This window comes from Frigoribacterium sp. UYMn621 (assembly GCF_040549525.1).
Classification (GTDB): Bacteria; Actinomycetota; Actinomycetes; order Actinomycetales; family Microbacteriaceae; genus Lacisediminihabitans.
In genome coordinates, this window is the sequence record NZ_JBEPTM010000006.1 from 23,944 (window position 1) to 36,030 (window position 12,087).

Genomic DNA, 12,087 nt, shown 5'->3' on the forward strand with positions numbered 1-12,087 from the left:
CGCGTCACCGAAGTCAATTCAACGAGAGAGCAGGACCCGTGGCCGAGATCACCGCCAGTGGCAAGAAGCGATTGGTCCTCGTGACGGGGCGCGCTCATCCGCAGCTCGCGATCGACGTCGCCGCGGAGCTCGAAACAGAACTCGTGCACACCGATGCCCGCACCTTCGCCAACGGCGAGATCTACGCGCGGTACGACGAGAGCGTGCGCGGATGCGACGCCTTCGTCATCCAGTCCCACACCTATCCGATCAACGAGTGGCTCATGGAGCAGCTCATCATGGTGGATGCCCTGAAGCGGGCATCGGCCAAGCGCATCACCGTCGTCGCGCCGTTCTATCCCTACGCCCGGCAGGACAAGAAGGGCCGAGGACGCGAGCCGATCTCCGCCCGCCTTGTCGCGGACCTGTTCAAGGCCGCAGGCGCCGACCGGATCATGAGCGTCGACCTGCATGCCGCGCAGATCCAGGGATTCTTCGACGGGCCGGTCGACCACCTCTTCGCGATGCCGGTGCTGCTCAAGTACTTCAAGGAACGCCTTGACCCCGCGACCCTCACCGTCGTCTCACCCGACATGGGCCGGGTGCGGGTCGCCGATATCTGGAGCGACAAGCTCGGGGCGCCGCTGGCCATCATCCACAAGCGTCGCGATCCGCTGGTGCCCAACAAGGTGACAGTGCACGAGATCGTCGGAGAGGTCAACGGCCGCACCTGCCTGATCGTCGACGACATGATCGACACCGGTGGCACGATCGTGAAGGCCGCGGAGGCGCTCAAACTCGCCGGCGCGACCAACGTCGTCGTCGCCGCGACCCACGCGGTCTTCTCCTCCCCGGCATCCGAGATCCTGCAGAGCGACTTCATCGACTCCGTCGTCGTCACCGACACCCTGCCGATCCCCGCGGAGAAGCACTTCCCGACCCTCACTGTGCTGCCGATCGCACCGCTCATCGCGAGCGCAATCCACGAGGTCTTCAGCGACGGATCGGTCACCTCGATGTTCGACGGCGCAGCCTGACCCCACCGGGGGCGCACGGGCGCCGCTCTCGTAGCTGCTGCTCTCGTAGGCTTACGCCATGACGATCACCACCCCGCGACCGTGGCTCTCCAGCTACGCCGAAGGCGTTCCGCACGAGATCGAGCTGCCGACCGGGTCGTTGTTCGATCTGGTCGAAGCCTCGGTGAGCGAGTTCGGCGACAACATCGCACTGGAGTTCTTCGGCGCCACCACGACCTACGCGGAGCTCGGTGAACAGATCCTGCGTGCGGCCGAGGGGCTTCGCCTTCTCGGGGTGCAGAAGGGTGACACCGTCGCCGTGATTCTGCCCAATTGCCCGCAGCACGTCGTGGCCTTCTACGCCGTGTTGCGCCTCGGCGCGATCGTCGTCGAACACAATCCGCTGTACACGCCGCGCGAGCTGCGGCACCAGTTCGAAGACCACGGCGCCAAGGTCGCCATCGTCTGGAACAACGTCGTCGAGACCGTGCAGCAGTTTCCGACGGATGTCGCGGTCGAGTCCATCGTGTCGATCGACGTCACCAGGGCGATGCCCTTCGGCACTCGCGCGCTCCTGAGGCTGCCGATCGCGCGGGCCCGCGAATCGCGCGCGGCGCTGACCACCACGGTTCGGGGCACCGTGCCGTGGCACAAGCTCCTCGATCACCCCACGGTCGACGGCCACATCTTCCGGCCGAAGGCCGAGGATGTCGCGCTCATCCAGTACACGAGCGGCACGACCGGTTCGCCAAAGGGTGCGACCCTCACCCACCTCAACCTCGCGACCAACGCCGCCCAGTCCCGCGCCTGGGTGCCGACGGTGCACCGGGGCACGGCGGTCGTCTACGCCGTGCTCCCTATGTTCCACGCCTACGGACTCACCCTCTGCCTCACGTTCGCGATGAGCATGGGGTCACGGCTGGTGCTCTTTCCCAAGTTCGATCCGGAGCTGGTGCTCGCTGTGGTGAAGAAGCGCCCGGCCACGTTCCTCCCGGCCGTTCCCCCGATCTACGAGCGGCTCACCGCCGCGGCGGACGAGGCGGGAGTGTCACTGAAGGGGATCGAGATCGCGATCTCCGGAGCTATGCCGCTGTCGGCATCCGTCGTCGAACCGTGGGAGAAGCGCACCGGGGGATACCTCGTCGAGGGCTACGGGCTCTCCGAGACGAGCCCGGTGCTCATGGCCAACCCGGTCGGCCCGACCCGCCGGGCGGGCACGGTCGGATTGCCGCTGCCGAACACGGAGGTGAGGGTCGTCGACCCGGAGAATCCGACGGTCGATCGTGGTGCCGGTGACGAGGGCGAGTTGATCGTGCGTGGACCGCAGGTGTTCTCCGGCTATTGGAAGAGGGCCGAGGAGACGGCGGAGGTCTTCGTGCCCGCGGCGCACGGCGACGAGGCCGGCCCGTGGTTCCGCACCGGCGACATCGTCACGATCGACGCCGATGGCTTCGTGAGCATCGTCGATCGTATCAAGGAGCTCATCATCACCGGCGGTTTCAACGTGGCGCCGAGCGAGGTCGAAGACGCCCTGCGGTCGCATCCCTCGGTCGCGGATGTCGCGGTCGTCGGCCTGCCGAGCGACCACAGTGGCGAGGAGGTGGTGGCCGCGGTCGTGCTGGCGCCGGGCGCCGAGCTCGATGAGCAGGGCCTTCGCGACTTCGTGCGACCGAACCTCGCCGGGTACAAGGTGCCCAAACGCGTCATTGCGGTGGAGCGGCTGCCGAAGTCCCTGATCGGCAAAGTAATTCGGCGCGAGGTGCGGGAGCAATTGCAGGCAGGATAGGGATACTTCGGTAGACCGGTCGTGGTTCGGCCCCTCGTCCCGACGGGATATGGTGCTGGGATGGCCGGATCACACAGGGCATCGTCATGGGGCACAACCCATGTGCCCACCATCCTCCGTTCGCTCGAGCCCCGACTGCATCCGGGTGAGTTCGTATTCGTCTCGGTGCAGCCGGACCGTGCCTCGCAGTTGGACGCGATGGCGACGATCGTCGAACTGGAGGGCACCACTGTGGTGCTGCGGCGTCGCGATGCCGACGCGGAGTTTCTGACCTACGACTTCGTGGCGCGCTGGATCACCCTGACCGCCCACTCCTCGCTCGAGACCGTCGGGCTCACGGCCACCATCTCGGCGGCGCTCGCGGAGGCGGGCATCAGCAGCAACGTGCTCGCGGGGTTCCACCACGACCACCTGCTCGTGCCCGGTCACCAGGCGGAACAGGCGATGGCGGTGCTGCGCGAGCTCTCCCGCGAGGAGGGCTAGGCGTTCTTGCCGGGAAGGGGCACCGGCGACATCTTCGGCGAGATCGGGATGAGCCCCAGTGAGGCGACATTCTTTTCTCCGCCGAATGCCCCGACCGTGTAACACTGCCATCCGGGGCCGCCGGTGCCGAAGAATTCGAAGCGGGCGGATGCCCCGGTCGCCTCGGGTGCCTCGTACGCGACCCACGCGTTGCAGGCCTCCTGCGCGGTGGCGGCGGCAACGGACATGGTCGTCAGCATTCCGGGGAGCACGAGGCAGGCGATGCCCACCACGACCACGATGCGCAGCACGAACCTCATCCTCCGCAGGCGCGGGGTGCCCTCGGTCGGCACGTAGCCGGCCAGTTCGGGCTCGTCGTCGTAGTTCATGGCGGTTCGATCTTGTCACGGTCACGGTCGATTGCGGAGCCCGCGCGGTATCGTGCATCGACCCCGCAGATCGAATTGGAGACCCGTCGATGCCGACACCATCCCCAGCGCCGCGACCCGGGCGGCTCGGCGATCCCGACAGCACCCTCGCCACGGACCCTCGCTCAGACCCGCGGATGCTCGCCGCGATGGCGCCGTTCCGGCTCGGTGAGCGCACCTCCCCGCCCCGCATCTCCCCGAATGACCCGCTCGAGGCCCGCCTCGCCTTCAGCCGACGGGCGGAGTCTCGCCTCGAGTCCCTCTTCGATGCGCTTCTCGCCGAGCTCCCGCCGGTCACAGGCGTCGTTCACTCGACCCGGGTCATCCCGGGACCTCACGGAGGGGAGCTGGTCCTCTCGGAGCATCGGCCAGAGGAGGCCTCCGGGCCGCTGCCCGGCATCCTGCATGTCCACGGCGGTGGCATGGTGATGCTCAGTGGGGGCAACTCCGTCTACACGCGCTGGCGCGACGAGCTCGCGGCTGCCGGCCTCGTCGTGGTGGGGGTCGGGTTTCGGAACGCTGTGGATGAGACCGGGCACCATCCATTCCCCGCGGGGCTCGACGACGTCACCGCCGCGGTGAACTGGGTGTCGGCCCATCGTGCAGAACTCGGCATCTCCTCCCTGGTGCTCCAGGGCGATTCCGGTGGGGCGAATCTCGCTCTCGCCGCCTGCATCCGCGCCGGTCGGGAGGGGGTCACGGGCATCGATGGCGTCTATGCCTCTGTGCCGTACATCTCCGGGCTCTACGAATGGCTCGCGCAAGACAATCCCGCCGAGCTGCCGTCGCTCACCGAGAACGACGGCTACTTCATGAGCAATGCGCTCAACAGCATCCTGAGGGATCTCTACGACCCCGGTCGGTCGAACCGTCACAATCCGCTCGCCTGGCCGTATTTCGCGACGGTTTCCGACGTGCGGGGACTGCCCCCTCATGCGATCTCGGTCAACGAACTCGACCCCTGCCGCGACGAGGGGCTCGCCTACGCGCGCACCCTCCGCGAGGCGGGTGTCGACGTGGTGGAGCGCACCGTTGCCGGTGTGTGCCATTTCGGCGACGAGCTCTTCCGGTCGGCGCTTCCGGATGTCTACGCACAATCGGTCGCGCACGTTCGCGACTTCGCGCTCAGCCTGTAGCGCCGACCCTCACCGCGCAGGGTATACCGCGCCGGCCGGCACCGCCCGAGCTAGTGCGAGCTGCCCTCCGACTCGATCTCGGAGCGGTCACCGCTCCACAGCGTGTGGAAGGTCCCCTCACTGTCGATGCGCTTGTAGGTGTGTGCGCCGAAGAAGTCCCGCTGGCCCTGGGTGAGCGCGGCGGGGAGCCGGTCGGCGCGCAGGCTGTCGTAGTACGCGAGGGAAGAGGCGAACACCGGTGCCGGGATGCCCGCGTGCGCGGCATCCGCCACCACATTGCGCCAGGAGTCCTGGGCCTTCGCCACCACATCGGTGAAGAAGGGCGCGGTCACGAGCGACACGAGTCCCGGGTCTGCCGCGTAGGCCTCGGTGATGCGGTTGAGGAAGCGGGCGCGGATGATGCAGCCGCCGCGCCAGATCTTGGCGATCTCACCCTTCTTGATCTCCCAGTCGTACTGTTCCGCGCCGGCGACGATCGCGTCGAAACCCTGGCTGTAGGCGATGACCTTCGAGGCGTACAGCGCTTGGCGCACGCCCTCGATGAAGCCGTCGACGTCCTCGACCGGGGATGCCGTCGGTCCGGGCAGTGCCGCGGCCGCGGCACGCTGGGCCGGCTTCGACGACACGGATCGGGCGAAGACGGCTTCGGCGATGCCGGAGACGGGGATGCCGAGGTCGAGCGCGGTCTGAACCGTCCAGACGCCGGTGCCCTTCGACCCAGCCTGGTCGAGGATCACGTCGACGAGGGGCTTGCCGGTCTCGGCATCCACCTGGCGCAGCACCTCGGCGGTGATCTCGATGAGGTAGCTCTCGAGCTCGCCGGTGTTCCACTCGGCGAAGATGTCGGCGATCTCCGCCGGGGTCTTGCCGGTGCCGCGGCGGATGAGGTCGTAGGCCTCGCCGATGAGCTGCATGTCGGCGTACTCGATGCCGTTGTGGATCATCTTCACGAAGTGTCCGGCTCCGTCGTGACCCACGTGCGTGACGCAGGGCTCACCGTCGACGACCGCGGCGATCGACTCGAGGATCGGGCCGAGGGTCACCCAGGATTCGTCGGATCCGCCGGGCATGATCGACGGGCCGAGGAGGGCGCCCTCTTCGCCGCCGGAGATGCCGGCGCCCACGAAGTTGATGCCGGTCTCGCGCACGACCTTCTCGCGGCGGATCGTGTCGGTGAAGAGCGAGTTGCCTCCGTCGACGATGATGTCGCCGGGTTCGAAGACCTTGATGAGTTCGTCGATGACCGCATCCGTGCCCTTGCCGGCCTGCACCATGACGATGGCGGCGCGGGGTGTGGAGAGGGCCGCGGCGAACTCGGCGTAGCTCGTGGTGCCGATGAAATTCGCTTCGGGGTGCTCGGAGAGCAGAGTGTCGGTCTTCTCGTGGCTGCGATTGAACACGGCGACGGTGTTGCCCTCGCGGCTCGCGAGGTTGCGGGCGAGATTGCTTCCCATGACGGCGAGCCCGACGACTCCGATGTTTGCGGCTGAATTATCTGGCACGGGTTCTCTCCTTGCGAACTATGAACAGTTGGCTCAACAGTAGCTTTCAGTCGCGGGGTAGCGACTGGATGTAGCGATGCACGACGGCGAGATCGAGGTCGCCGAGGCCAGCGGAGACGAGCCCTTCGAACGAAGCGCGCAACACATCGAGCACCGGAGTCGCCGTGTCCGTCGCCGATGCCGCCGCGGCGGCGAATCCGAGATCTTTCACCATGTATCGGGCAATGCCCGTCGGCGTGTAGTCGCCGTCGATGATGCGTTGCTTCTTGGTTTCGAGCACACGGCTTCCCGCGTATCCACCCTGCAGAAGAGACAGCAGGGCCTCGAGGTCGAGACCGGACCTCTCGGCGATCACGCTGGCTTCGCTGATCGCCGAAATCGTCGCGGCCACTATGAGCTGGTTGCAGGCTTTGGCGATTTCGCCTGAGCCCAGAGGTCCGAGATGGACGGGCGTACCGAAAGTGGCAAGCACGGGAAACACCGATTGCACAGAATCGATATCGCCCCCGACCATGATGGAGAGGGTTGCGGCAATGGCGCCCTCCGTGCCGCCGGATACCGGTGCGTCGACGATCGTCATCCGTCCGCTCGTGGCAACGGACAAGCGCTCTGCCACCTCGCGGATTCCGATGGGCGACACCGACGAACACACCACGACGGTGGCGCTCGAACCGGAGCTCGATACCGCGTCCCGGCCGAACAGGAGTTCCTCCACCTGGGGCATGTCGGGCACCATGATGATGATGATCGAGCAGGCGTCGGCGAGTTGCCGGGGGGTCGCTACCCAGACTGCTCCCGCCTCGAGGGCATCGGCGGCGCGATCTCGAGACCGCCCGGTGACGCGGAGGGATCCGATGTCGGCCTTCAGGTAGTTCAGCGCCATCGGCAGCCCCATCTTGCCGAGGCCGATAAATCCCACGGACTGCTCGGCTCGCACGGACTTTCCAGGCACCTGAGTCATGAAAACAGCATACAGAACACTGTTCACCAGAATGGATACATCGCTAAGATTAACCCAAATCCTCACGAAGAGGGCGCGATTCATTGAGGGGGAAGAGCGGCGATGCGAGAGGCGGAGGAGAAGGGCGCACTAGCACCGGCCGTGCAGAAAGCCATCCGAATCCTGGATCTGCTCGCAGCCTCCCCGGGGCGCCCGAAGCCTCTGAGCGACATCGCCCGCGAACTCGGGATCGCGAAGTCGTCCACCTCCAATCTCTGCGCCTCCCTCGAGGAGGGCGGCCTCATCCGTCGCACGGCGGGCGGATTCCTGCTCGGTCGTCGCTCTGTCGAACTCGGCAGTGCCTATCTCGCCGGCTTCGACCAGATCCGCGAGTTCTATCGCATCTGCGAGGAGTCCGAGGTGTTGCGTCGCCAGCTCGTGCAGATAGCCATGCTCGATGGGGTGCGCTCGCTCTATCTCGCCGTGTATGAGGGCAGAGAGCGGTTTCCGCTCTCCGCCAGCGTCGGCGACCGTTACCCGGCATCGGCGACTGCCGTGGGAACGGCGTTGCTTGCCGAGCTCACACCCGAGCGGATCGAGGCGCTGTTTCGCGAGCCGAGCCATCTCGTCAGTCTGACGAACCGTTCGACCTCTGACCTGGCTTCCCTGCAGGCGAAGCTGGAAATCACCCGCCGAAACGGCTACGCGGTCGACGATGGCGAGGTGCACCCCAGCGTCTTCGCCCTGGCCACTCTCGTGCCCTCGACCCGTGCCGATGAGCCGTCATTCGCGATCGGGGTCTCCCTCGTGCATCCGAGTGACACGCCCGGGGAGCGGGAGAGGGTGCTTCTGGCGCTGCAGCAGGCATCCGCCGAACTTTCGCGTCCCGTGCTCGTCCACCCCCGGGACGAGGATGACCTGACCAGCGAAGATCGAACTACCACCGAGGAGTTCCAATGACCGCATTATTCGACCTGACCGGCCGTATCGCCCTTGTCACGGGCTCCAGCCGCGGCATCGGTCTGACTCTCGCTCGTGGACTCGCGAGATCGGGAGCCCGCGTCGTGCTGCACGGGCGCGACCAACAGACTCTGAACGCCGCCAGGGAGACGGTGCTGGCGGAATCGGGGGGAGAGGTCGCGACTGCCCGTTTCGATGTGACCGATGCCGCCGCCGTAGATAGTGGAATCAGCGAGATCGAATCCTCGGTCGGGCCCGTGCAGATCCTGGTGAACAATGCCGGAATCCAGCGCCGCGCGCCGTTCACCGAGTTCGCGCTGAGCGACTGGAACGAACTTGTCGCATCCAACCTGACCAGCGCCTTCCTCGTCGGCCAAAGGATCGCTCGAGGTATGGTCGACGCCGGGTCGGGCAAGATCATCAATATCGGCTCGGTGCAATCGCAACTCGGCCGCCCGGGAATCGCCGCCTATGCCGCGACCAAGGGGGGCATCGCGATGCTCACCAAGGGGATGTGCGCCGACCTCGGGCCACGCGGCATCCAGGTTAATGCGATCGCGCCAGGGTATTTCGCCACCGAATTGACCAAGTCCCTCGTCGACGACGAGACCTTCAGCCAGTGGGTGCGCACGCGCACTCCAGCCGGACGGTGGGGCGATACCGAAGATCTGGTCGGCGCGCTCGTGTTTCTCGCGTCCGGAGCATCAGATTTCGTCAACGGCCAGGTCCTCTATGTCGACGGCGGCATGACCGCAGTGGTCTGAGTTGCCCCCCCCTTATTCGCGCCAGACCCATATCGAGAGAGAGAACATGACGATGGACCTCCCAGAAACCGCCCTCGGCGTGGTCGCACACGCGAAAGACGAGCTTCGGATCGAGCCTGTTGCGTTGAAACGGCCCGAAGCGCATCAGGCGGTGGTAGACATCACCTACGGCGGCATCTGTGGGTCGGATCTGCACTACTGGACGCACGGGGCAGCGGGGGAGTCCATTCTGAAGGCCCCGATGGTTCTCGGCCACGAGGTCGTCGGCACCGTGCGAGTCGCCGCGGCCGACGGATCCGGGCCACGGATCGGAGCCTCCGTCGCGGTCCACCCCGCCACCCCCGGACCCGGCGACGGCAGCCGTTATCCCGAGAACAGACCCAATCTCTCCCCGGGGTGCACCTATCTGGGCAGTGCCGCCCGATTTCCGCACACCGACGGCGCGTTCGCGCGGACCGTCGTGCTCGACAGTCGGATGCTGCGAGAGCTGCCAACGGGCCTGTCCCTGCGAGACGCCGCACTCGTGGAGCCGGCGAGCGTGGCCTGGCACGCTGTGTCGCGCGCGGGTCACGTGAAGGGAAAGCGCGTGCTCGTGACCGGAAGCGGTCCGATTGGATTGCTGATCATCGCGGTGCTGCGCAGAGCAGAGGCCGCGGAGATCATCGCCACCGACATGTTCGAAACCCCGCTCGCGATCGCGACGGCTGTCGGAGCGACACGCACGCTTCTCGCGACGGATGCCGACGCGATTGCCGCCGTGGACGCCGACATCGCCATCGAATCGTCCGGCAGTTTTCGTGGACTCGCGAGCGCCACGCGTGGCACGACCCGCGGCGGCCGGGTCGTCATGGTGGGGCTGTTGCCCTCGGGGGAGCAGCCCGCACTCATCTCACTCGCGATCACCCGGGAGCTCGAGCTGGTCGGATCCTTCCGTTTCAACGACGAGATCGACGAGGTGATCGCGGCGATCGCCGATGGATCACTCGACGTCGCACCCGTCGTCACACACGAGTTCCCGGTCGAGGAGTCCCTCAAGGCCTTCACGATCGCGAACCAGCCTGCGGTCTCGGGCAAGGTGCTGTTGAGATTCTGAGTCGCGGCCTCGCGCTCGGCCCGCGACCAGGCCGTCAGCCCGCGACAGCCGGATCGATCACCCCGAGGAGGGGCTGTCCCAGGTTCGCCCGGCGCACGTTATCTTCCACACGCTTCGCGAGCGTGCGCCAGTAGGCGTCCTCCGGGTTGGCCGAGTGCGGCGTGATCAACGCGTTAGGCAGTCGCCACAACGGATGATCGGAGGGCAACGGCTCCGGATCGGTGACGTCGAGAGCCGCTCCCGCGATCTCGCCAGCGCCCAACGCCGCAACGAGTTCGTCGGTGACCACGAGATCTCCTCGCGCGACGTTGATGAGCCAGGCTCCGGGCTTCATCGCCGCCAGCTCCGCGGCGCCAATCATTCCTCGCGTCTCCGATGTCGATGGAGCGGTCAGTACGACGTAGTCGGCATCGGGAAGCACTTCCCGGTACCGGTCGCGCGGAACCGTGCGTTCCGCGCCAGGGAACGGGCCCGAATTCGATACCGCGGTGATCACGCAGTCGAATGGTTTCAGCAAGGTGACGAGCGCCTGACCGATGCCCCCCGCGCCGATGATGGCGACAGTGCTCCCCGCCAGAGACCGGGTGTTCTTCGGCGTCCATTCGGTCGCACGAGCAAGGGTGTGCAGGCCCTTGGCCCCGAGAAGCATGAGGGCGAGCACATGTTCGGCCACCTGTGGCGAGTAAGCGCCGGCGGCACTCGTCCACACCGGCTCTGCTGTGATGTATCCCGGTTGGGTCCAACGCTCGACTCCGGCGTGCGGCAGCTGGATCCAGAGGATCCGTTCGCTGATCATGTCGACGACTTCGCGGGCATCGTCTGATCCGTGATAGACGATCGCATTCGCTTCCGCGAGTGGCACGACCCGGCCGCCGCCTCGAACCACAGCCACCTCGAGATCGGGCAGCTGATTCGGTCCGACATAGACCCTGACGTCGTCGATTGCTTTCATCACTGCTCTTCCCGTTCGTCGTTCCGCAACTCGTCCACCAGGCGACGAAGATATTCGGCGCTCCGCTCCTGCATCCACAGGGCGTCTCCGCCATAGTGCTCCACCACCATCGGGCCGCTGTAGCCCGCCGCCAGTGCTTCTGTGACCGCGAGTCGATAGTCGATGGTGCCGTCCCCCAGCGCCGTCGGTGCGACCGCGAAGGGACCACCCGGCGCCAGCGTGGACCGAGTGTAATTCTTGAGGTGCCAGTACGTCATGTGCGGCAGGCATCCCCGAAGGGTATCGAGCCAGGATTCGCGGAGCGGGGTGACGGATCGCACGAGATTTCCGAGGTCGGGGTTCACCCCGAAATTCGGTCGATCCACGGCGGCCATCAGCCGAGCCACATCCTCGGAAGTGCACATCAGGGAGTCTTCGTAGAGTTCGATGTTCAGGTCGATCTCGAGCTCCGCGGCCGCATCACAGACCACGGCCACACGCCGGGCCGCAAGATCCCAGTTCTCATCGGTGCGGTCATCCGCCCGACCCGCGTGTTCCCAGAATTGCGCGGACTGTCGTTGCGCGTCGACGAGGGCGGGATGAAATCCCACCCCCACTCTTCGGAGCCCGAGCCGGTGTGCGACCTCCAAGATCTTCAGGGTGTACTCGAGGTTCTCTTCTCCGAGCTCCGGATCGATGAGACTTCGGCGAGAGGTGCCCAAGCAGGGTGCCGTGAGGCCAATATCCACCAGGATGCTTCCGAGATCGTCGACCTCGCTGGCCGTCAAGTGCGCAAAGGGAAGCCAGTTGTCGAGCAGATCCACCCGGCTGAAACCGCTGCGTTTCAGTCGTCGGAGCTCGCTGCGCCAACTCATCGGGCCGGCGCCGCGCCGGGCACCGGGGGTCTGGGTGCACAGCGCGAGTACGCTGCCCACGATCGACTCATCCACCGCTGTCATAAATCCCTGGCTCCCTTACCCGAGTGGTGCTTTCTCGCGCCCGTTTTACCAACGCGACCGCCAGAACTCTATGGAACATCCCGGTGCCATCATTGGCATTTGTTCAACAGACTGAATTCTGAGCGGAAAAT

The 12,087-nt window shown here is 66.2% G+C and carries 12 protein-coding genes; 7 read left to right on the plus strand and 5 right to left on the minus strand.

The window, feature by feature from the left end; genetic code table 11:
- Positions 1-38 precede the first annotated feature (38 nt).
- The 3 genes from ABIB54_RS11315 to ABIB54_RS11325 are packed head-to-tail and all read left to right on the plus strand — an operon-like array spanning position 39 to position 3,264.
- The gene (locus ABIB54_RS11315; protein ID WP_354575625.1) at positions 39-1,016 is read left to right on the plus strand and encodes a ribose-phosphate diphosphokinase; all 978 of its coding nucleotides are present in this window, start codon (positions 39-41) and stop codon (positions 1,014-1,016) included.
- Between the two features lie 58 nt (positions 1,017-1,074).
- Positions 1,075-2,781 carry a long-chain-fatty-acid--CoA ligase gene (locus tag ABIB54_RS11320; RefSeq protein ID WP_354575626.1) on the plus strand — a complete coding sequence of 569 codons (1,707 nt, stop codon included), beginning with the start codon at positions 1,075-1,077 and terminating at the stop codon, positions 2,779-2,781.
- Positions 2,782-2,841: 60 nt separating this feature from the next.
- Positions 2,842-3,264, plus strand: a complete 423-nt coding sequence (locus ABIB54_RS11325) for an ACT domain-containing protein (protein WP_354575627.1) — start codon at positions 2,842-2,844, stop codon at positions 3,262-3,264.
- On the opposite strand, the gene ABIB54_RS11330 is transcribed toward ABIB54_RS11325, so the two are convergent.
- Positions 3,261-3,632, minus strand: a complete 372-nt coding sequence (locus tag ABIB54_RS11330) for a hypothetical protein (protein ID WP_185201433.1) — start codon at positions 3,630-3,632, stop codon at positions 3,261-3,263. The two genes, ABIB54_RS11325 and ABIB54_RS11330, sit on opposite strands and share 4 nt — an antisense overlap.
- A gap of 89 nt (positions 3,633-3,721) precedes the next feature.
- Between ABIB54_RS11330 and ABIB54_RS11335 the strand changes: the two genes are divergently transcribed.
- Positions 3,722-4,807: an alpha/beta hydrolase fold domain-containing protein gene (locus ABIB54_RS11335; RefSeq protein ID WP_354575628.1), complete on the plus strand. Its 1,086-nt coding sequence runs from the start codon at positions 3,722-3,724 to the stop codon at positions 4,805-4,807.
- 50 nt (positions 4,808-4,857) lie between these two features.
- Here ABIB54_RS11335 and gnd read toward each other — a convergent pair whose 3' ends face one another.
- Both gnd and ABIB54_RS11345 read right to left on the minus strand, forming a co-directional pair.
- Positions 4,858-6,309: an NADP-dependent phosphogluconate dehydrogenase gene (gene gnd / locus ABIB54_RS11340; protein WP_354575629.1), complete on the minus strand. Its 1,452-nt coding sequence runs from the start codon at positions 6,307-6,309 to the stop codon at positions 4,858-4,860.
- 46 nt (positions 6,310-6,355) lie between these two features.
- Positions 6,356-7,270, minus strand: a complete 915-nt coding sequence (locus ABIB54_RS11345) for an NAD(P)-dependent oxidoreductase (RefSeq protein WP_354575630.1) — start codon at positions 7,268-7,270, stop codon at positions 6,356-6,358.
- A 102-nt stretch (positions 7,271-7,372) separates the two neighbouring features.
- On the opposite strand from ABIB54_RS11345, the gene ABIB54_RS11350 reads away from it, so the two are divergent.
- From ABIB54_RS11350 to ABIB54_RS11360, 3 genes are read left to right on the plus strand one after another with little or no spacing between them, the layout of a single operon-like run.
- Positions 7,373-8,209, plus strand: coding sequence for an IclR family transcriptional regulator (locus ABIB54_RS11350; RefSeq protein ID WP_354575631.1), 837 nt, complete (start codon positions 7,373-7,375; stop codon positions 8,207-8,209).
- Positions 8,206-8,973 carry an SDR family oxidoreductase gene (locus ABIB54_RS11355; RefSeq protein ID WP_354575632.1) on the plus strand — a complete coding sequence of 256 codons (768 nt, stop codon included), beginning with the start codon at positions 8,206-8,208 and terminating at the stop codon, positions 8,971-8,973. The genes ABIB54_RS11350 and ABIB54_RS11355 overlap by 4 nt, the downstream gene beginning before the upstream one ends.
- Before the next feature lie 46 nt (positions 8,974-9,019).
- Complete coding sequence (locus tag ABIB54_RS11360; protein ID WP_354575633.1) at positions 9,020-10,066, plus strand: L-idonate 5-dehydrogenase; 1,047 nt, start codon at positions 9,020-9,022, stop codon at positions 10,064-10,066.
- A gap of 34 nt (positions 10,067-10,100) precedes the next feature.
- Here ABIB54_RS11360 and ABIB54_RS11365 read toward each other — a convergent pair whose 3' ends face one another.
- Entirely contained in the window at positions 10,101-11,018 is a 918-nt protein-coding gene (locus ABIB54_RS11365; RefSeq protein WP_354575634.1) for a D-isomer specific 2-hydroxyacid dehydrogenase family protein, read from the minus strand.
- The gene (locus ABIB54_RS11370; protein ID WP_354575635.1) at positions 11,018-11,956 is read right to left on the minus strand and encodes a sugar phosphate isomerase/epimerase family protein; all 939 of its coding nucleotides are present in this window, start codon (positions 11,954-11,956) and stop codon (positions 11,018-11,020) included. Before ABIB54_RS11370 ends, ABIB54_RS11365 begins: the two co-directional genes overlap by 1 nt.
- Positions 11,957-12,087 lie beyond the last annotated feature (131 nt).